This window comes from Streptomyces sp. DvalAA-43 (assembly GCF_900091725.1).
Taxonomy (GTDB): domain Bacteria; phylum Actinomycetota; class Actinomycetes; order Streptomycetales; family Streptomycetaceae; genus Streptomyces; species Streptomyces pulveraceus.
Genome location: NZ_FMBW01000095.1, coordinates 207,778 through 226,984 on the forward strand (window position 1 = coordinate 207,778; position 19,207 = coordinate 226,984).

General features: G+C 72.6%; 16 protein-coding genes. 6 read left to right on the plus strand and 10 right to left on the minus strand.

What is annotated here, in order from left to right; genetic code table 11:
* Positions 1–6: 6 nt before the first annotated feature.
* Both GA0115234_RS40765 and GA0115234_RS40770 read right to left on the minus strand, forming a co-directional pair.
* On the minus strand, positions 7–1,551 hold the full coding sequence (locus GA0115234_RS40765; protein ID WP_093551899.1) for a phytoene desaturase family protein: 1,545 nt from the start codon (positions 1,549–1,551) through the stop codon (positions 7–9).
* A gap of 52 nt (positions 1,552–1,603) precedes the next feature.
* The gene (locus GA0115234_RS40770; protein WP_093551901.1) at positions 1,604–3,850 is read right to left on the minus strand and encodes a serine/threonine-protein kinase; all 2,247 of its coding nucleotides are present in this window, start codon (positions 3,848–3,850) and stop codon (positions 1,604–1,606) included.
* Between the two features lie 301 nt (positions 3,851–4,151).
* Between GA0115234_RS40770 and GA0115234_RS40780 the strand changes: the two genes are divergently transcribed.
* Positions 4,152–5,282, plus strand: a complete 1,131-nt coding sequence (locus GA0115234_RS40780; protein ID WP_093551905.1) for a carboxylate-amine ligase — start codon at positions 4,152–4,154, stop codon at positions 5,280–5,282.
* Positions 5,283–5,300: 18 nt separating this feature from the next.
* Here GA0115234_RS40780 and GA0115234_RS40785 read toward each other — a convergent pair whose 3' ends face one another.
* Positions 5,301–6,176, minus strand: coding sequence for a universal stress protein (locus GA0115234_RS40785; RefSeq protein WP_093552041.1), 876 nt, complete (start codon positions 6,174–6,176; stop codon positions 5,301–5,303).
* Positions 6,177–6,548: 372 nt separating this feature from the next.
* Here GA0115234_RS40785 and GA0115234_RS40790 point away from each other — a divergent pair, with 372 nt between their 5' ends.
* Together GA0115234_RS40790 and GA0115234_RS40795 are read left to right on the plus strand one after the other, a co-directional pair.
* Complete coding sequence (locus GA0115234_RS40790; RefSeq protein WP_093551907.1) at positions 6,549–7,490, plus strand: DUF1918 domain-containing protein; 942 nt, start codon at positions 6,549–6,551, stop codon at positions 7,488–7,490.
* A gap of 211 nt (positions 7,491–7,701) precedes the next feature.
* A complete protein-coding gene (locus tag GA0115234_RS40795; RefSeq protein ID WP_093551909.1) occupies positions 7,702–8,163 on the plus strand; it encodes a cyclic nucleotide-binding domain-containing protein in 462 nt (153 codons plus the stop codon).
* Between the two features lie 255 nt (positions 8,164–8,418).
* On the opposite strand, the gene GA0115234_RS40800 is transcribed toward GA0115234_RS40795, so the two are convergent.
* The 4 genes from GA0115234_RS40800 to GA0115234_RS40815 all read right to left on the minus strand — a co-directional run bounded on the left by GA0115234_RS40800 (position 8,419) and on the right by GA0115234_RS40815 (position 11,954).
* Complete coding sequence (locus tag GA0115234_RS40800) at positions 8,419–8,940, minus strand: ATP-binding protein (RefSeq protein WP_093551911.1); 522 nt, start codon at positions 8,938–8,940, stop codon at positions 8,419–8,421.
* A 233-nt stretch (positions 8,941–9,173) separates the two neighbouring features.
* A complete protein-coding gene (locus GA0115234_RS40805; protein WP_093551913.1) occupies positions 9,174–10,352 on the minus strand; it encodes an acyl-CoA dehydrogenase family protein in 1,179 nt (392 codons plus the stop codon).
* A gap of 140 nt (positions 10,353–10,492) precedes the next feature.
* On the minus strand, positions 10,493–11,650 hold the full coding sequence (locus GA0115234_RS40810; protein ID WP_093551915.1) for a methyltransferase: 1,158 nt from the start codon (positions 11,648–11,650) through the stop codon (positions 10,493–10,495).
* A gap of 103 nt (positions 11,651–11,753) precedes the next feature.
* Positions 11,754–11,954, minus strand: coding sequence for a hypothetical protein (locus GA0115234_RS40815; RefSeq protein WP_093551917.1), 201 nt, complete (start codon positions 11,952–11,954; stop codon positions 11,754–11,756).
* A 249-nt stretch (positions 11,955–12,203) separates the two neighbouring features.
* Here GA0115234_RS40815 and GA0115234_RS40820 point away from each other — a divergent pair, with 249 nt between their 5' ends.
* Positions 12,204–13,028 carry an endonuclease I family protein gene (locus GA0115234_RS40820; protein ID WP_093551919.1) on the plus strand — a complete coding sequence of 275 codons (825 nt, stop codon included), beginning with the start codon at positions 12,204–12,206 and terminating at the stop codon, positions 13,026–13,028.
* Between the two features lie 34 nt (positions 13,029–13,062).
* Here the strand turns inward: GA0115234_RS40820 and glsA are convergent, their stop codons facing one another.
* Positions 13,063–14,412: a glutaminase A gene (glsA, locus tag GA0115234_RS40825; protein WP_093551921.1), complete on the minus strand. Its 1,350-nt coding sequence runs from the start codon at positions 14,410–14,412 to the stop codon at positions 13,063–13,065.
* A gap of 168 nt (positions 14,413–14,580) precedes the next feature.
* Entirely contained in the window at positions 14,581–15,075 is a 495-nt protein-coding gene (locus GA0115234_RS40830) for a DUF1269 domain-containing protein (RefSeq protein WP_093551923.1), read from the minus strand.
* 126 nt (positions 15,076–15,201) lie between these two features.
* Between GA0115234_RS40830 and GA0115234_RS40835 the strand changes: the two genes are divergently transcribed.
* Positions 15,202–16,317: a baeRF3 domain-containing protein gene (locus GA0115234_RS40835; RefSeq protein ID WP_093551925.1), complete on the plus strand. Its 1,116-nt coding sequence runs from the start codon at positions 15,202–15,204 to the stop codon at positions 16,315–16,317.
* A 134-nt stretch (positions 16,318–16,451) separates the two neighbouring features.
* On the plus strand, positions 16,452–16,775 hold the full coding sequence (locus tag GA0115234_RS40840; RefSeq protein ID WP_093551927.1) for a plasmid stabilization protein: 324 nt from the start codon (positions 16,452–16,454) through the stop codon (positions 16,773–16,775).
* A 27-nt stretch (positions 16,776–16,802) separates the two neighbouring features.
* Here GA0115234_RS40840 and GA0115234_RS40845 read toward each other — a convergent pair whose 3' ends face one another.
* Entirely contained in the window at positions 16,803–19,199 is a 2,397-nt protein-coding gene (locus GA0115234_RS40845; RefSeq protein WP_093551929.1) for a phosphoketolase family protein, read from the minus strand.
* Between the last annotated feature and the right edge of the window lie 8 nt (positions 19,200–19,207).

The following is a 19,207-nucleotide window of genomic DNA, read 5'->3' on the forward strand; positions in this document are numbered from 1 at the left end:
CCCGGGTCACCGGCCCAGCGCCGCCATCGCGGCATTGTGGCCGGGCACCCCGCTGACCCCGCCGCCGCGCACCGCGCCGGCCCCGCAGAGCAGCACATTGGCGTGTGCCGTCTCCACCCCCCACCGGCCGGTGGACTCCGTGGCGTACGGGAAGGCGAGGTCCCGGTGGAAGATGTGGCCGCCGGGCAGCCGCAGGTCCCGTTCCAGGTCGAGCGGGGTCTTCGCCTCGATGCACGGCTCGCCGTTCTCGTCGCGCGCCAGGCAGTCGGTGAGCGGCTCGTCCAGGTGCGTGTCGAGTTCGGCGAGCGTCGCCGCCAGCAGCTCGGCCCGCGCCGCCGTGTTGTCGGCGGCGAAGAGCCGGGCGGGGGTGTGCAGGCCGAAGAGGGTGAGGGTCTGGTAGCCGCGGGCGGCCAGGTCCGGGCCGAGGATCGACGGGTCGGTCAGCGAGTGGCAGTAGATCTCGGACGGCGGGGCGGCGGGCAGCCGCCCCGCCGCGGCGTCCCGGTAGGCGTCGGCGAGCTGCCCGTACCCCTCGGCGATGTGGAACGTCCCGGCGAAGGCCGCGCGCGGGTCGACGGAACGGTCGCGCAGCCGGGGCAGCCGGGTGAGGAGCATGTTCACCTTCAGCTGTGCCCCCTCGGCCGGGGCGGGCGGTTCGTCCCCGAGGAGGGCGGCGAGCGCCTGCGGAGAGGCGTTGACGAGCACCGTGCGGGCCGCGACGACGTGTTCCGCCCCGGGTGAGCGGACGGTGATCTCGGCCCGCGTCCCGTCGGTCTCGATCCTGGTCGCCTCGTGCCGGACCCGGATCTCCGCACCGGCCTCCCGGGCGGCGCGGGCGAGGGCGTCGGTGAGCGCGCCCATGCCGCCGACGGGAACGTCCCAGTCGCCGGTGGAGCCGCCGATGACGTGGTACAGGAAGCAGCGGTTCTGGAGCAGCGTCGGGTCGTGCGCGTCGGCGAAGGTGCCGATCAGGGCGTCGGTGAGGACGACTCCGCGTACCAGGTCGTCGGCGAAGTTCTTCTCGACGGCGACACCGATGGGTTCCTCGAAGAGCGTCCGCCACGCCTCCGGGTCGTCGATCCGCTCGCGCAGGGCGTCGCGGCCGGGCAGCGGTTCGGTGAGGGTCGGGAAGATCCGTTCGGCCACGCGCCGCGTCATGCCGTAGAACCGCTGCCAGGCCTCGTACTCCCGGTCGGAGCCGGTGAGCGCGGCGAAGGAGTCCCGGGTGCGGTCCCCGCCGACGAGCAGCCCGGTGGCGCGGCCGCCGCGCGCGGTCGGGGTGTAGGAGGAGATGGTGCGCTTGCGCACGGCGAAGTCCAGTCCGAGTTCCCGGACGATCTTGTCCGGGAGCAGCGACACCAGGTACGAGTAGCGCGACAGACGGGCGTCGACCCCGGCGAAGGGGCGGGTCGAGACGGCCGCTCCCCCGGTGGTGGCCAGGCGCTCCAGGACCAGGACGGACCGTCCGGCGCGGGCGAGGTAGGCGGCGGCGACCAGACCGTTGTGGCCGCCGCCCACGATCACTGCGTCATAGCTGTCGGGTGCGGGCATGACCCTTCGTAGCACGGTGCGATCGCCCCTGACCAGAGGCCGTGGTGCCCGGTCAGTCCGGCGACGCCCGCTGCCCGCGGCGCACCGCGGCGACCTGCCGGTACAGCTCGACGGCCTCGGCACCGCGGCCGAGCTGCTCCAGGCAGTGCGCCTCGTCGTTGCGGGCGGCGAGGGCGTCCGGGTGGCCGGGGCCCAGGAGCCGCTCGCGGGCGGCGGCGACCGTGCGGTAGACGGTGAGGGCGTCGGCCCAGCGGCCGAGCCAGCCGAGACCGACGGCGACCTCGCGGCGGCTGACGAGGGTGTCGGGGTGGTCGGGGCCCAGGACGCGTTCGCGGATCGCGCACACTTCGCGGGCCTCGGCGAGCGCCTCCTCCCAGCGGGCCAGGCGCCCCAGGTTGACGCCGAGGCCGTGGCGGGCGCGGAGCGTCTCGGGGTGGGCGGGGCCGCCCACTCTGGTCCGGTCCTCCACCAGGACGCGGTACAGCTCCAGGGCCTCCGCGCTGCGGCCCAGGCGGCCGAGGCTGATGCCGACCTCGTAGCGGGCGGAGAGCGTGTCGGGGTGGTCGGCGCCGAGCGAACGCGACCGGGCGCGGGCGACGTCCTGGTAGGCCTGGAGGGCTTCCGTCCAGCGCCCGAGCCTGCCGAGTGTGTACGCCACCTCGTAGAGCGTGACCAGGGTGTCGGGGTGGTCGGCGCCGAGCAGCCGGGTGCGGGCCGACACCACGTCCCTGGCCATCCGGCAGGAGTCCTCCAGGCGGCCGAGCCTGCCGAGGTTGAAGGCGAGGTTGTGGCGGCAGCGCAGGGTGTCGGGGTGGTCGGGGCCCATCGACCGCTCCCGGGAGGCCAGCACCTCCGCGTACACCTGGTGGGCCTCGAAGTGGCGGCCCAGCCGGCCCAGCACGTACGCCGCCTCCTGACGGGCGGCCAGGGTGTCGGGGTGGTCGGGGCCCAGGCTGCGCTCGCGGCCCCGGGCGACGCGGTCGAACTCCCGCAGGGCGTCCGCGGCGCGTCCGGTGCGGCTGAGCGTGAAGCCGATCTCGTACCGGCTGGAGAGGGTGTCGGGGTGGTCGGGGCCGAGGGCGTGCTCGCGTTCGGCGGCGACCGCGCGGTGCACCTCTCCGGCCTCCTCCCAGTGGCCGAGCCGGCCCAGGTCGAGCCCGGCGCTGTGCCGGCCGGCGAGGACGGACAGCAGCTCCGGCGACGGGGTCGGGCGCTCGGCCCTGACCGGCACCGGCTCACCGGTGAGGCGGCTCGGGTCGGCGCCGGTGGTCCACTCGCCGGTGAGACCGGCGGAGTGGTCGGGCGGAGCGAGCCCGGGGAGGGCGCCGGTCGCCTTGTGCCCGATGGTCATGCCACGGGTCCAGGCCGGCAGCTGCTGACCGGGGTACAGGACGGGAACGGGCGGTGCGAGCGGTACCGGCCCGGTGGACGGCAGGTGCGGCTGCTCGCCGGTGCGGCCGACGATGATCCGCCGGCGCAGGTCGCCCGCGTCGACCGGCCGCTCCTCGGGGGTCTTGGCCAGCAGTTCCAGCACCACGCGGTCGAAGAAGCCCGGGAGTTCGGCCCGGTGGGTGCGCAGCGGCCGGGGCTGGGTGTCGCGGTGTCCGACCAGGACGGCCCAGGCGTCGTCGAGGTCGAACGGCGGCGCTCCGGTGGCGATCTCGTACAGCACGCAGCCCAGCGAGTAGAGGTCGCTGCGGTGGTCGACCTGGCCGCCGCTGATCTGCTCGGGCGACATGTAGTGCGGGGTGCCCATGGCGATGCCGGTGCCGGTGAGGCGGGAGGTGAAGCCGATGTCGTGGCCGAGCCTGGCGATGCCGAAGTCGCAGATCTTCACCGTGCCGTCGGCCAGCCGCATGATGTTGGCCGGCTTGAGGTCGCGGTGCACGATGCCCTGCTGATGGGTGTAGCCGAGGGCGTCGGCGACCTGTTCGGCGATGTCGACGACGTCGGGCACCGGCAGGGGATGCTGTTTGTTGTCCTCCAGGAGCTGGCTGAGGTTGCGGCCGTCGAGGAGTTCCATGACCAGGTAGAGGACGCCCTCGTGCTCGCCGAAGTCGTGGACGACGGTGACGCCGCGGTGCTGGAGCGCGGCGGCGACCCGGGCCTCGCGGCGGAAGCGTTCGCGCAGGACTCGGGTGAATGACTGATCGTGCTGGGGCCCCACCGGCTTGAGGCATTTGACGGCGACCTGGCGACCGAGCGACTCGTCGCGGGCGCGCCACACCTCGCCCATGCCCCCGCGCCCGATCAGATCGAGCAGCCGGTACCGGCTCTGGATCAGTCTGGTGTCCGCCATCTCCCGCAGTCGCCCCCGTCACTACGCCTGTTTCCGCGCCCTCCCCGGCCCGTCCAGTATGGCGTCCCGGCTGCGCGGTTCGTACGGGGTGGGGCGGCTGCCGGGACCGAGCCGGGCCATCGCGGCAGAATGTGACCCCCGAAGCGCCCCGGGTCGGCGTCCACCATGCTGGCCGTACCTCCCGCTCGGCGACGTACGCAGGCGAAGGATACGTGCGGGCACCGACACCTCCCATGGTTCCCGCAGGGACTACCGGGACGGTCCGTTGCGGTGTACACGGGTTCCTCCTAGGGTGACCTCCATGGCCGATTCGAGCGGATTACGTCCTTCGGTGCCGCTCATGGGCGTCGAGGAGGAGCACTTCCTCGTCGACCCCCTCACCCGTGAGGTCGTCCCGTACGCGGGAGATGTGGTGCGCAAGGCCGCGGAGGATCTGGGCGATCTGGTCTCCGGGGAGCTGGGCCGGTACCAGGTGGAGACGAAGACCCCGCCGTGCGGCTCCTTCGGGGAGCTCCACGGCGAGCTGCGGCGGTTGCGGACGGCCGTCGAAGCGGCTGCGGTGGCCGTGGGGGCCCGGACGGCCGCGGTCGGCGCGGTACCGCTGGGCACCCCTATCCCGATGCCGGTCAGCGACGAGCCGCGCTGTGTGGAGCAGTTGCGCGACTACCGGGGCCTGGTCGACGAACACGTCATCTGCGCGGCCCATGTGCATGTGGGCGTCCCGGACCGGGAACGCGCCGTGCTGGTGAGCAATCATCTGCGTCGCTGGCTTCCGCATCTGATCGCGCTGTCGGCGAACTCCCCGTTCTTCTGCGGGCGTGACACGGGGTACGCCAGCTGGCGCCGCATGATGTGGCAGCGGTGGCCGGTCTCCGGGCCCCCGCCGTACTTCTCCTCCTACGACGCGTACGAGCGGCTCCTCACGGCACTCGTCGACAGCGGGACCCTGCCGGACCGTCGCACACTGTTCTGGGACATCCGGCTCTCGTCGCGGTACCCGACCATCGAGGTGCGGGCGGCCGACGTCCCCGTGACGGCCGAGGAGAGCGCCCTGCTGGCCGTGCTGGTGCGGGCGCTGACCGTCACCGCCCTGCGAGCCGTCGAGCGGGGCGACACCGGCCCCGGACTCTCCGCCGAACTGCTGCGGGCGGCGTGCTGGCGAGCGGCGCGCGACGGGCTGCGCGGCGAGGCCATGGATCCCTGTACGGGGCGGCTGTCACCGGCCGACGGCCTGCTCCCGTCGCTGCTGCGCCACATCGGCCCCGCCCTGGAGGAGACCGGCGACCGGGAAACCGTCGTCGCCCTGCTCCACCGGCTGACGGCCACCGGCACGGGCGCCGACCGGCAGCGTGCCGTCCATGCGCGCCGCGGTTCGCTCCACGACGTCGTGGACGCCCTGGTGGCGCGGTCCCCGGCCGTCGGGCTGCGCTGATCCGGGACCGTCACCCGGTCAGGTGTGGGGGACGACGGCGACGGGGCAGTGCGCGTGATGGATGGCGGCCTGGGCGACCGGGCCCAGGTGCGGTGCCGGGGCGGGGCGGTGCTCGCGCCGGCCGACGACCAGCAGCCCGGCGCCATGGGCGGCGCTCACCACGGCCTTGGCGGGGCTTTCGAGAACGATGCGGTCGTCCACCTCCACGCGCGGGAACCTGTCGCGCCAGGGGCGCAGGACCCGGTCGAGCCGCTTCCGCGCGTCCTGGGCGATCTCCTCCGCCACGTCGTGGTCCACGCCCCAGGGCGCGTAGGCGGCCACCGGCAGGCTCTGGCCGTGGACGACCCGGAGCGGCACGCCGCGCGCCGCGGCGTCGGTGAAGGCGAATTCGAGGAGGCCGTCGCAGGGGCCGTGGAGTTTCAGCGCCACCACGACGCCGCCCTTCACGGCGGGTGCGGGGGGTGCCCCGTGCCCGCCCGCCCCGGCGCGTACCAGGACCACCGGCCGGTCGGCCCGAGCCACGACGGGCAGGCTGATGTCTCCGAGGAAATAGCTCTCCAGGGGCACCAGTCCGCGCGAACCGAGCACGGTCATCTCGGACTCCGAGGCCGCTCGCAGCAGCGCGTGCTGGGCGTCGTCGGCGACCAGGCTGCCGACGACGGGCAGGCCCGGGTGGCTCCTCTGGAGCTCCGCCCGTGCCTTGTGCACGATCCGCCTCGCCCAGTAGTTCTGGTCCATCTCCGCGGGGACCTTGGACGACTCGGGCACCAGCAGGGGCCACGCGTGCAGCAGACGCAGTGTGAGCCTGCGCCGGTCGGCCTCGTCGGCGGCCCAACGGGCCGCGGCGAGGCTCTCGGGTGAGCCGTCGAGGCCCACGGTGACGACTGGCTCCATGGCGACTGTCTCCGTCTCGTAGGTGCCGTCCGGCATCGCGAGGGCGGGAACGACGGCGAGTGGGGCCGTCCGCCCGGTCCGCCGCCTTCCCCGTGCCCCTGCCTGTCGCCGGCCGGACGAAGGCGTGGGGCCGTCGGCAGTGTGGGCGTCCGCGCCGGCACGCCGGTCACGGCTTCTCCTCGTTCGAGAAGTACCGCAGATCCCCTGGCGCCGCATGCCGGCCCCCGGCCCGGCCGTCCCGCTCGTCGACGGACCGGTGGGCACGGCTCCGGCCCGCTGGGCTGCGCGGGATCGCGGATCCTCATCCCGTGCGACGGCACGCCGCGCGTGGCACGTTGGGTAGAGCACCATGATGAGGAAACGGCGGCGATCATGCGAGCTCATCTCGGCGATCGACTTGTTGTCGGAAGCCCGGCCACCGGCGCCGACAGGCGCGACGGTGAGATCGTCGGACTCCACCATGCGGACGGCACCCCGCCCTACGACGTGCGCTGGTCGGACAACGGGCGGGTGACGCTCGTGTTCCCCGGGCCCGATGCCCGTCTCCGCCACCCGGAGAACGGGCCCGGCGGCTCCTCCGCGCCGTCCGGGCCGGGCACGGCAGGAGCCGGGGCCGACTCCGAGTCCGTCGGAGCCCGGCCCGACGGGGCGGCCGGCGCGGGCGACATCGGCCGACGCGTGGCCATGGAACGCGAGCGGCAGGGGCTGACCCGCGCGGAGACGGCCCGCCGCGCCAAAATGGCACCCGACTATCTGGCGTACATCGAACAACGGCCGGCCGATCCGAGTCCGGCGACCCTCATCAGCCTGGCCGACGTACTCGGCACCACCGCCGTGGCGCTGCGCGGCGGCGACACCGGTCTGCCGCCCGGCCGGGGCCGGGCGCTCCCGAATCCCCGGCTGGAGGACCTGTCCCCCGACGAATGCCGCGCCCGGCTCTCCACCCACGGCGTGGGCCGTGTCGCGGTGTCGACAGCCGACGGCCCGGGGGTCTTCCCCGTGAACTACGAGGTCGTCGACGACACGATCGCTTTCCGGACCGCGCCCGGCTCCATGCCCGCCACGGCCCCGGGGACGGATGTCGCGTTCGAGGTCGACCATGTGGACGAGACCATGAGCCTGGGCTGGAGCGTGCTCGCCGTGGGCCCCGCACGGATCGTCACGGAGCCCGACGCACTGCGGCGGCTCGCCGCCCTCGCCCATACCACGCCATGGGCGGGAGGCGGACGCGACACATGGGTGTCGATCCGGCCCACGCGCCTCACCGGGCGGCGCATCAGCCCCGCCGACACCGGCTCCGGACCGGACTCATGAAGCTCCGGCAGCGGGAGTGGACACGCACCGACGGAGCGCGGCCGGGCTCCGGCACCGAAGAAGTACGGCCGGGCTCCCGGTCCACCGCGCACGGGCCCGCGCCACGGGGCCTCCCAGGGCCGGACGGGACCGCACCAGGGGCCGGTCGGCCCGTGTCCGCGGACCGGCTGCCCGCCCATGCTGAAACCCGAGACGACAGAGGAGGCCGTCGATGAGCGCTTCTCCGACCCGCATCACCGCAGCCCTGCCCGCCGAGTACCGCGCCCGCCTGATGGGGACCGGACGGGAGGCCAACTTCGCCCAGGGAATGCGTCTCTTCGAGGAAGGAGACCACGCGGACCGCTTCTGGATCCTGCGCTCGGGCACCGTCACGCTGGACATCCGGGTGCCGGGAAGCCCACCGGTGGTGATCGAGAGCCTCGGCCCCGGCGAACTGGTCGGCTGGGCCTGGCTGTTCGAACCCTACGTCTGGCACCTCGGCGCGGAGGCGATGACACCGGTCCGTACCCATGAGTTCGACGCGGCGACCGTACGCACCATCATGGACGAGGACCCCGCTCTCGGCTCGGCCGTCGGCCACTGGGTCGGTCAGGTTCTCGCCCACCGGCTGCAGGCCACCCGGATCCGCCTGCTCGATCTCTACGCCCCTCGCGGCAGCGGTGGATCCATGTGACCGGTCCTGCCGGAAGAAGGAGTTCCGACAGGACGGACCACGCCATGCGGTGTGACCACAGCTCGTCGATGTCACCTGCCGCTTCCTCTGGCCTGCGGGTTTTCCCACCAGATTCTGTGGCACACCGCTCAGGTTGCCGAATCCACACCGGGTGCGGCTGGACACCTTCGTCGATGAGTCGACGGACGCGGCCGCCTGTCGGGCGCGCCGATCACCCCCTGCATGCCGGGTAACGCGTGGCGGGCGGATCAAGCCTCAGCCCTTGACGGCCTCTGCGATCTGCAGGGCGGCCTGGGCGGGCGTGAGGTGCGTGGTGTCGACGACCTCGGCCTCGCTGTGCAGCCATGTGCGGGCCGCCTCGGCGTAGGGCTCAAGGTATTCGAGACGGAACCCCCAGGTGCCGGCCGGAGTGTCCCCCTGGATGCGCCGGCGGAGGGTGTCCTGGTCCGCATGGAGGACGAAGTGCCGTACCGGAATGGAGTGTTGGGCGAGGCCCGCGCTGATCTCGCGCCAGTACTGCTCGACCAGGACGGTCATGGGCATCACCAGGGTGCCGCCGGTGTAGTCGAGCACGTGGCGGGCGGTCTCGACGACGAGCGGCCGCCACGGCGGCCAGTGCTGGAAGTTGCCCGTCCAGGGCAGCCCCGGCGTGATGTCCATGAGTGTCTCGCCGACCTTCTCGGCGTCGAACACCCGTGAATCCGGGATCAGCTGCTGCACGAGTGCACTGGTCGTCGTCTTGCCTGCACCGTGGGTACCGTTGAGCCATACGATCATGGGTCCGACGCTAACGGTGTGCGGACTGCGTGCCGGTGCCGATCACGTCACAGAACGGGCACAGCAGAAAGCCGGTACGGCTTCGACGTCCCATCGGAGCAGGGCACCGGGTGTCCCCCGGAGTGGCGTCAACCACCGAGACCAGGTGCCACCTGTCTCGAAGGCCACATCTGGGCAATGCGCCCCCTCCGCGTGGTGCCGACCATCCCTCTTCCGTGCCAACCGAAAAGCGGTCACCGCCGTACGCGCGGCATCCCCAGCCCGATCCACGAGATGATCTCCCGCTGGATCTCGTTGTTGCCGCCGCCGAAGGTGAAGATGACGGCGGAGCGGTATCCGCGTTCGAGCTCGCCGTGCAGCACCGCGCCCGCCGATCCCTCCTTGAGCGGGCCGGCCGAGCCGACGACCTCCATCAGCCAGGCGTAGGCGTCGCGGCGGGCCTCGGAGCCGTAGACCTTGACGGCGGAGGCGTCCTGCGGGGTGAGGGTGGCGTTCTGGACCGCGGAGACCATCTGCCAGTTGAGGAGCTTCATGGCGTCGAGCCTGGTGTGGGTGCGGGCCAGCAGGGCGCGGACCCAGCCGAGGTCGATCACGCGCCGCCCGTCGGCCAGCCGGGTGTCCGCCGCCCAGCGCTGAACGTTGTGGAGGGAGCGGATCGCCATGGTGCCGTGGGCGGCGAGGGTGACGCGTTCGTGGTTGAGCTGGTTGGTGATGAGGCGCCAGCCCTTGTTCTCCTCGCCGACACGCCGGGAGACGGGGACGCGGACGTTCTCGTAGTAGCTGGCGGTGGTGTCGTGCGAGGCCAGGGTGTTGATCAGGGTGCAGGAGTAGCCGGGGTCCGCGGTCGGGACGAGCAGCATGGTGATGCCCTTGTGCGGCGCCGCCTCCGGGTCGGTGCGTACGGCGAGCCAGACCCAGTCCGCGGTGTCGCCGTTGGTGGTCCAGATCTTCTGCCCGTTCACGACGTAGTCGTCGCCGTCACGGACGGCGCGGGTCCGGAGCGCGGCGAGGTCGGTGCCCGCGTCGGGCTCGCTGTAGCCGATCGCGAAGTCGATCTCGCCCGCGAGGATCTTCGGCAGGAAGTACGCCTTCTGCTCGTCGGTGCCGTACCGCATGATCGTCGGGCCCACGGTGTTGAGGGCCATCAGCGGCAGCGGGACGCCCGCCTGGGCGGCCTCGTCGAAGAAGATGAACTGTTCCATCGGGGACAGCCCGCGTCCGCCGTACTCCGTCGGCCAGCCGACGCCGAGCCAGCCGTCGGTGCCGAGGCGGCGGATCGTCTCCCGGTAGAAGCGCTTCTGGGCCTCGGGGGCCGCATACCGCGTGTATGCGTCGTCGGGGACCAGTGCGGCGAAGTAGCCGCGCAGTTCGGTGCGCAACTGCTGCTGTTCAGGCGTGTATTCGAGGTGCACGGCCCCTCCGGGAGTCTCGCGGTCGCGTCGTCCGTGTGCGGCGGCGCACACAGTAGAACGTGTTGCAAGAATCCGGAAGGGCCGGGACGGTACCGGCGAACTCCGCGCCCGACCACGCGGGGCGGCTCCTGACGCGCGGGTCAGCGCTTGACAGCGCGCAGGACGACGAACTTCGGGTCGCCGGCGACGGTGACGCAGTTGCCGAAGATGCGGCGGAGCCGGGTGTGGTAGCCGAGGTGCCGGTTGCCGACGACCCACAGTTCGCCGCCGGGCCGCAGTGCGGCGCGTGCCCCCTGGAACATGGCGCGGGCCGTCGCGTCGGTGGTGGCCTGGTGGGAGTGGAACGGCGGGTTGTTGAGGACCAGGTCCACACTGGCGGGCGGCAGTTCCGCAGGCCCGTCCCCGACCAGGAAGTCGGCCTCGGCGTCCGGGCCGGTATTGGCCCGGAAGGTCTCCTCGGCGGAGGCGACCGCCTGGTACGACTCGTCGATGAAGGTGACCTTGGACTCGGGGTTGGCGAGCGCGGCGGACAGCCCGACGACGCCGTTCCCGCAGCCGAGGTCGACGACCCGGTCGGGGCCGGTGCGCACGGGGAGGTGCCCGAGGAAGAACCGGGTGCCGATGTCGAGGCGCTCGGCGCAGAAGATCCCGGCGTGGTTGGTGACGGTCCGGCCGGAGACCGGGCCGAGCCCTTCGGGCAGCTCGTAGCGGTACGGCCAGGGGCTGGGCGTGGCAGCCGTTCCCGGGCCGGGGGTGCAGAAGATGAGCCGGGCCTTCTTGACGGCCAGGGACGTGCGGGTGGGGCCGATGATCCGCTCGAAGAGCTTGAGGGTGGAGGTGTGGATCTCCTTCACCATCCCGGTACCGATGATCACGGTGCCCGGGTGGACGGCCGGTGCGAGCCGGTGCAACTGGTCCTCCAGGAGCGCGAGGCTCTTGGGGACGCGTACCAGCAGGACGTCGATACGGTCCGGTGGCGTGTCCCTGGCCGACAGCAGGCGTACCGCGTCCGCGTCCACGCCGTTGCGGGCCAGATTGCCCAGGGTCGCGCGCTGCGCCAGGTAGGAGTCGGTGATCTGTACGGGCCGGCGCCCGGCCAGTGCGGTGCTCAGCGCGCCCCAGCGGTCGCCCACCACGACCACGGCGCCCGAAAGATCGACCGGGTCCGTCCCGTCGGCCCCCTCCAGCCGCCGCAGCAGATACTCATCGGCGGCATCCCAGGCACGGAACGGGTCGCGCGGGTCCTCGGGGTAGCGGGCGAGCTCGAACCCGGCCCCTGACGTCGTCAAACGGTTCATTGTGCACCCAGGCTAGCCGAGCCGCGGGGAGCGCCCACACACTCCCCGCGCGCCGGCCGCCGGACCGCCGCCTCCCGCCGGTACGGGATCCCGCGGAACCGCCCTACGGCAGCATCTTGTCGATCGCCGACCGGCCCTCCCGGGCGAGTCTGCGCTCCGCCCACTGGAGATTCTTCGGGGTCAGGTCCCGCCCGGAGGCGAGCACCAGGTCCTCCGCCGACGGATGGTCGCTGCCGCCGGTGTGCAAGAGGCTGTCGGGAGTCACTCCCCGCGATGCGGATACGGATTCGGGCTCGTCGCTCATGCCGCCTCCTCGTCCTTTCGGTCATTCTCGCCCCGCGCCCGGCCCGCCGCATCCGAGGCCCCACGACGTCCCCCGGCGGCGCGATCCACCCCTCACTTGACCTGCACATGATAGGTACGCACTGTTCACACCATGGTCACGGTGCGTGTGGAAGGCTCCCGCGTACCACGAACCACACGATCGCCGCGGCGCCGCCCCCCACCTTGTGACGGTGTCGTGGCGCACGCATTTCCGGAGAGGACACCCCACATGTCCCGTCGTCACCTTCGTCACCGGCGCCCACTGCTGGCGACCCTTGCCGCCTTCGCGGTGCTCGGCGGCACCGCGGCCGCCGCACCGGCCACCACGCCCGAGGCCACGTCCACCACCGCGACACCGCTGCGGGTACTCGACGACACGTACTACCAGGATGCGCTCGGCAAGACCGGCACCCAGCTCAAAAGCGCCCTGCACAAGATCATCAGCAACCAGACCAAGCTGTCCTACAGCCAGGTCTGGGACGCACTCAAGGACACCGACGAGGACCCCGCGAACAGCTCGAACGTGATCCTCCTCTACACCGGCCGCTCCCAGTCCAAGAACTCCAACGGCGGCGCGGTCGGGGACTGGAACCGCGAGCACGTCTGGGCCAAGTCCCACGGCGACTTCGGCACCGCCACCGGGCCGGGCACCGACATCCACCACCTGCGCCCGGAGGACGTCACCGTCAACTCGATCCGCGGCAACAAGGACTTCGACAACGGCGGCAGCGCGGTCAGCGGCGCACCGGGCAACTACACCGACAGCGACTCCTTCGAGCCGCGCGACGCGGTCAAGGGCGATGTGGCCCGCATGCTCCTCTACATGGCGGTGCGGTACGAGGGTGACGACTCCTTCCCGGACCTGGAACCCAACGACAAGGTGTCCAACGGCTCCGCCCCGAACATCGGCCGCCTCTCGGTACTGAAGACGTGGAGCCAGGAGGACCCGCCGGACGCCTTCGAGAAGCGGCGCAACGACGTCATATTCGATCAGTACCAGCACAACCGGAACCCGTTCATCGATCACCCCGAGTGGGTCGCGTCCATCTGGTAGCCCCGGCCCGGCAGGGAAGCGCGGGCCCCGGCACTCAGCCGGGCCCGCCTCCCGCGCACCAGGCCACGGCCTGCGCACGGGTCGCGAAGCACCGCGGGGCCGCCGGTCCGTCCCGCTGCCCGGGACCGGGCAGGGCGAGCAGGCGGGCCGGGTCGGCGACGGCGGCACGCGCCCCGTCCGCCGCGATCCGGCCGAGCCCGCCGCTCAGCATCGCGCGGGCCACCCTGTCGACGCCGGTCACCCGCCGCAGGTCCAGCACGACCGGATCCGTCGCCCGGGGGCGCGACTCGTCCAGCGCGTACAGCACGCGCTCGGCCGCGGTGAAGTCGAGGGCGCCCTGGGCGGCCACGACCGCGACCCGTTCGCGCGGGGCCCGGTTGTGCGGCGCGGCCCCGGCGGCGGGCAGTTCGTCGGCGGTGGCCACGAGGGTGACGGTGCTGGCGGCCAGCGCCGGGTTGTGCATCAGATGCAGGCCGAGCCGCTCCGACAGGGCGCCGAGCGCGGCGCGCCCGCGTACCGAGGTGCCGGTCGGGTCCAGCCGCGGACTGTAGGCCGCCAGGCCGAACCGTGCGGGGCCCGCGGCGATCAGCCCGCCCGACACGCCGCTCTTCGCGGGCAGCCCGACCCGCAGCAGCCAGTCCCCCGAGGCGTCGTACATGCCGCAGGTCGCCATCACCGCCAGCACCTGCGCGGCCACCGGTTCCGGGACCACCGCGTCACCGGTGAGCGGGTTCACGCCGCCGTGCGCGAGGGTGGCGGCCATCGCGGCCAGGTCCAGCGCGGTGGCCCGCACCGCGCACTGTCTGAAGTACGTGTCGACCGCCGCGACCGGGTCGACGGGCAGCGGGCCGGTACTCCGGAGGAGGTAGGCGAGGGCGCGGTTGCGGTCGCCGGTGGCGGCCTCCGAGGCGTACACCTGCTCGTCCACGTCCAGCCGCCGGCCCGCGAACCGGCTCAGGCCGTCGAGGATGCGGTCGAACCTCGGGGCGTCGGGGGTGTCCGGGACCAGCGCGGTGGCGATGATGGCGCCCGCGTTGACCATGGCGTTGTCGGGCCGACCGGTGTCCGGTTCCAGGCTGATCGCGTTGTACGCCTCCCCGCTGGGTTCGGCGTTGACCCAACGGCACACCTCGTCGAGCCCGAGGGCGGACAGGGCCAAGGCGTAGACGAAGGGTTTCGACACGGACTGCAGGGTGAACGGGGCGGCGGCGTCGCCCGCGCTGTAGCGGTGGCCGTCCATGCTGATCAGCGCCAGTCCGAAGGCGTCCGGGTCGGTCAGCGCCAGCTGCGGGATGTAGTCGGCGAGCCGGCCGTCGCCCAGCCCGGCGAACCGCGCGTGCAGGTCCCGCAGGGCGTCGGTGACGGCCCCGGCGGCGGTACTCACCCGGCCCCGGCCGTCAGCCGCACCCGGTCCGGGCGATCCCGGGAAAGGTCCGGGCGCCGGGGAGGGACGAGGACACGCGGCAGGGGAGGTCGGTGCGGACGTGCGCGCTCCGCCCTCCCCACGTCCGGGCGGTGCCGGCGTGCGCGCATCGCCGTGCTCACCGTTGGCTCAGTCCTCTTCGTCACCGAAGATCTCACGCAGCCGCTCCTCGCTCCGCGCGTCCAGGTTGCTGTGGAGCAGCTCGGCACCGCCGTGGGGCAGCGCCTGGCTGATCCGGTCGGGCACCTCGTCCGTGGTCAGCAGGAACAAGGCCGAAGTCCCCGGTGTCACCTTCTCCTTGACCTCGGCGATGAAGTCGTCGTCGATACCGACATCGGCCAGCTTGCCGCCCAGGGCCCCGGCCGCCGCCCCGATCGCCGCGCCCAGCAGCGGCATCAGGAAGATCAGGCCGAAGAGCATCCCCCAGAACGTGCCGCCCAGCGCGCCGGCGCCGACGAGGTTGAGCAGCTGCTTGGTCCTGGGCTTCGCCCGGTCGGCGGGCCAGCTGACCACGGCCGCGTCGACGATCTTGATCAGCCCCTCCTTCTGGAGGGACTTGAGCGCGGTCTCCATGCTCTCCGCTCCCTCGGCCGACGGGAACTTCCACACGGTAAGCGTGGCCATGCCATGCACCTCCTGGAACACCACCGAAGAACTCGCCCATATTAGGCTCAAAAGGTATGAATTGACTCGTTGAATTCACCGCTTCGTTCGGGAGCGGACTCCGGCCGAGACCCCTGGGAGAGAACGATGGATACGGACGCCCTGACCGCCGACCTGTTGCAGGAACTGCGTGCGGTCAAGCCCTATCCGGCCCTGTCCCTCACCATGCCGACGCACCGCCGTGCTCCGGACAACACCCAGGACGCCGTCCGGCTCCGCAACCTGGTGGCGGAGGCCGCCGGACGGCTGGAGGCGGACCCCGCGGTCACCCGCGAGGCGCGGGCCGCGATCAAGGAGCAGCTCGACCGGGCGGTCACCGAGGTGGACCCCCGCCGGTCCCTGGACGCCCTGGTGCTGCTCGTCACCGCCGACGAGCACCGGATCTGGCACCTCCCGCGCACCGCACCGGAACGGGTGGTGCTCAGCGACACGTATCTGACCCGCAATCTGGTCGCCGCGAAGGCGCAGGCCCAGCCGTTCTGGGCGCTCACCGTCTCCGCCGAGCGCGCCGTCCTGTGGAGCGGCACGGCGGACACCCTGCGCGAGGAGCGGACCGGCGGGTTCCCGCTGACGGCTCCGCAGGAGCCGTCCGACCCGCAGCGCGAGGAGCGGATCGGCGATACGCCGAGCACCTTCAGCGACGAGGAGACGCGCACCTTCCTGCGTACGGTCGACGAGAAGCTCCGCGCGGTCCTGGCCGTGGACCCGCGCCCGCTCTACCTGGTCGGCCTCGCCCCCGCGCTCGCCCTGCTGGACGAGGTCGGGGAGGCCGCCGGGTCGGCCGCCGGCCGGGTCACCAAGGGCGCACCCGCCGACATGCCGCCGGGCGAACTGCTCAAGGAGCTGCGGCCGGCGCTCGACGAACGGCAGCGGCGGTTCGCCGCTGAGATCGACGGCAAGCTGGACGAGGCCCGCGGCCGTCGTGCCTTCGCCGGCGGTCTGGACGAGGTGTGGGCCGCCGTACGCGAGGGCCGGGCCGGGCTGGTCGCGGTGGAGGAGCACTTCCAGCAGACGGTGCGGGTGACGGACGAGCACCTGGAGCCGGTGAGCGGCGAGGCGGCCGACCTCACGGACGGCGCGGTCCGCGAGGACATCGTGGACGAGCTCGTCGAGGCGGCCCTGGACAGCGGCGCCGAGGTGGTCTTCCTCCCGGACGGCTCGCTCGCGGAGCACGGGCGGATCGCGGCGGCCCTGCGCTACTGAACCGTACCGGCGCCACGCCGTACCCCGCCCCGGGCCCGCATGCCTCAGGCATGCGGGCCCGGGGCGTCGCTGGGAGACTGAGGAGGGGCCCACCGGGCCCCGGGACAGGTCCCGGGGAGAGGAGTGACCGCACCATGCCACGCGGATCCAATGCCAAGCGGGAACGGCAGTACGAGCACATCAAGGAGAGCGCGCAGGAGCGCGGAGTCAGCGAGGAACGGGCCGAGGAGATCGCGGCCCGCACGGTCAACAAGGCCCGCGCCCGCGCCGGGGAGTCGAGGACCGCGAGCCGGACCTCGATCGAGGACATGTCGTCCTCCCGGCGCGGCGGTCTGCGCTCCCGCAGCGGGGCGGAGGGACCGACCCGCGACCAGCTCTACGAAGAGGCGCGGAAGAAGAACGTCCACGGACGGTCGAGCATGACGAAGGCCGAGCTGGCACGGGCGGTCGGCCGCTGATCCCGCGTCACGGGAGGCGGGACGGCGTCAGCCGCTCCAGGCCCAGTCGGCCACTTCGGGCAGGTCCGTGCCGTGTTCACGGATCCAGGCGTGATGGCGGGTGCGGGCATCCGCCATCGCCTGGCGGACCGCCACGGCGCGGACGCCGAGGCCGGGGACCCGGTCGATGACGTCCATGACCAGCCGGTAGCGGTCCAGGTCGTTGCGGACCACCATGTCGAAGGGCGTCGTGGTGGTGCCCTCCTCCTTGTAGCCGCGCACATGCAGCTGCCCATGGCCCGCGCGCCGGTAGGCGAGCCGGTGGATCAGCCAGGGATAGCCGTGGTACGCGAAGATCACGGGGGTGTCCCTGGTGAACACCGCGTCGTACTCGGAGTCCGGCATCCCGTGCGGATGCTCCTCACGGGGCAGCAGCCGTGCCATGTCCACCACATTGACCACCCGCACCACCAGTTCCGGCAGATGCCCGCGCAGCAGGTCCGCGGCGGCCAGGGTCTCCAGGGTGGGTACGTCACCGGCGCAGGCGAGCACCACGTCGGGTGCGCGGCTGCCGTCCTCCGTACCCGCCCATTCCCATACGCCGACGCCCCGGGCGCAGTGCGCGCGGGCCTGGTCGAGGGTGAGCCAGTCGAAGGACGGCTGTTTGCCGGCCACGATCACATTGACGTAGTCGCGGCTGCGCAGTACGTGGTCGGCGACGGAGAGCAGGGTGTTGGCGTCCGGCGGCAGGTAGACCCGTACGACCTCGGGGCTCTTGTTGAGGATGTGGTCGACGAAACCGGGGTCCTGGTGGGAGAAGCCGTTGTGGTCCTGGCGCCAGACGTGCGAGGTGAGCAGGTAGTTCAGCGAGGCGATGGGACGGCGCCAGGCCAGCCGGCGGGAGGTCCTGAGCCATTTGATGTGCTGGTTGACCATCGAGTCGACGATGTGGGCGAACGCCTCGTAGCAGGAGAAGAGTCCGTGCCGGCCGGTGAGCAGATATCCCTCCAGCCAGCCCTGGCACAGGTGCTCGGAGAGCACCTCCATGACGCGTCCGTCGTGGGAGAGGTGCTCGTCGGTGGGCAGGGTCCGTTCCTGCCATGCCTTGGCGGTGGCGCCGTAGAGGGCGTCGAGCCGGTTCGACGCCGTCTCGTCGGGCCCCACGACCCGGAAGTCGCGGCGCTCGGCGGTGGCGGCCATGACGGCCGCCAGCAGGCCGCCGAGCACCCGGGTCGGCTCGTGCAGCTCGGTGCCGGGCCTGACGACCTCGACGGCATGGTCCTCCAGCGGCGGGATGGGCAGCTCGCGCAGGAGCAGGCCACCGTTGGCGTACGGGGTCGAGCCGAGCCGGGCCTCGCCCGCGGGCACGCAGGCGAGCACCTGGCGACTGGGCCGCCCGGCGGCGTCGAAGAGTTCCTCGGGGCGGTAGGAGCGCATCCACTCCTCCAGCTGCCGCAGGTGGTCCGGGTTGTCGCGGACCCCGGAGAGCGGGACCTGGTGGGCGCGCCAGGTGCCTTCGACGGGCACCCCGTCGACCTCCACCGGGCCGGTCCAGCCCTTGGGGGTGCGCAGCACGATCATCGGCCAGTGCGGGCGGCCGGTGCCGCCGCCGGTGCGGGCGGCGGCCTGGAGTTCCCGGATCCGGTCGACGGCCCGGTCCATCGCGGCGGCCATCGCCCGGTGGACGGAGACCGGGTCGTCGCCGCCGACGTACAGGGGGTCGTGCCCGTAGCCGCGCAGCAGGGCGTCGAGTTCCGTCTCGGGGAGGCGGGCGAGCACGGTCGGATTGGCGATCTTGTAGCCGTTGAGGTGGAGGACCGGGAGGACGGCCCCGTCGTGCACCGGGTCGAGGAACTTGTTGGAGTGCCAGGACGCGGCGAGCGGCCCGGTCTCGGCCTCGCCGTCGCCGATGACGCAGGTGACGAGCAGATCGGGGTGGTCGAGGGCGGCTCCGTAGGCGTGGGTGAGGGCATAGCCGAGTTCGCCGCCCTCGTGGATGGAGCCGGGTGTCTCCGGTGCCACATGGCTGGGCACCCCGCCGGGGAAGGAGAACTGTCTGAACAGCAGCGCCATGCCTTCGGCGTCGCGGCCGACGTCGGGGTACGTCTCCGAGTAGCTGCCCTCCAGCCAGGAGTTGGCGAGGACGGCGGGTCCGCCGTGGCCCGGTCCCCAGACGCAGAGTCCTTGGACGCCGCGGGACTTGATGACCCGGTTGAGGTGGGTGTGGACCAGGTTCAGTCCGGGCGAGGTGCCCCAGTGGCCGAGCAGGCGCGGCTTGATGTCCTCCCGGGTCAGCGGCCGGGTCAGGAGCGGGTTGGCCATCAGATAGATCTGGCCGACGGCCAGGTAGTTGGCGGCCCGCCAGTGCGCGTCGAGGGCCGCGATCTCGTCGTCGGACGGACCTGACGGGCCGAGGGGGGCTGCCGGGCCGGGGGCGTTGCTCATGGATGTCT

Coding starts and splice junctions, on each gene's coding strand:
- GA0115234_RS40795 (WP_093551909.1), top strand. CDS start 7,702: ATGAGCGCTTCTCCGACCCGCATCACCGCAGCCCTGCCCGCCGAGTAC.
- GA0115234_RS40770 (WP_093551901.1), bottom strand. CDS start 3,850: ATGGCGGACACCAGACTGATCCAGAGCCGGTACCGGCTGCTCGATCTG.
- GA0115234_RS40835 (WP_093551925.1), top strand. CDS start 15,202: ATGGATACGGACGCCCTGACCGCCGACCTGTTGCAGGAACTGCGTGCG.
- GA0115234_RS40830 (WP_093551923.1), bottom strand. CDS start 15,075: ATGGCCACGCTTACCGTGTGGAAGTTCCCGTCGGCCGAGGGAGCGGAG.
- GA0115234_RS40790 (WP_093551907.1), top strand. CDS start 6,549: ATGCGAGCTCATCTCGGCGATCGACTTGTTGTCGGAAGCCCGGCCACC.
- GA0115234_RS40810 (WP_093551915.1), bottom strand. CDS start 11,650: ATGAACCGTTTGACGACGTCAGGGGCCGGGTTCGAGCTCGCCCGCTAC.
- GA0115234_RS40785 (WP_093552041.1), bottom strand. CDS start 6,176: ATGGAGCCAGTCGTCACCGTGGGCCTCGACGGCTCACCCGAGAGCCTC.
- GA0115234_RS40845 (WP_093551929.1), bottom strand. CDS start 19,199: ATGAGCAACGCCCCCGGCCCGGCAGCCCCCCTCGGCCCGTCAGGTCCG.
- GA0115234_RS40840 (WP_093551927.1), top strand. CDS start 16,452: ATGCCACGCGGATCCAATGCCAAGCGGGAACGGCAGTACGAGCACATC.
- GA0115234_RS40815 (WP_093551917.1), bottom strand. CDS start 11,954: ATGAGCGACGAGCCCGAATCCGTATCCGCATCGCGGGGAGTGACTCCC.
- GA0115234_RS40765 (WP_093551899.1), bottom strand. CDS start 1,551: ATGCCCGCACCCGACAGCTATGACGCAGTGATCGTGGGCGGCGGCCAC.
- GA0115234_RS40780 (WP_093551905.1), top strand. CDS start 4,152: ATGGCCGATTCGAGCGGATTACGTCCTTCGGTGCCGCTCATGGGCGTC.
- GA0115234_RS40800 (WP_093551911.1), bottom strand. CDS start 8,940: ATGATCGTATGGCTCAACGGTACCCACGGTGCAGGCAAGACGACGACC.
- GA0115234_RS40820 (WP_093551919.1), top strand. CDS start 12,204: ATGTCCCGTCGTCACCTTCGTCACCGGCGCCCACTGCTGGCGACCCTT.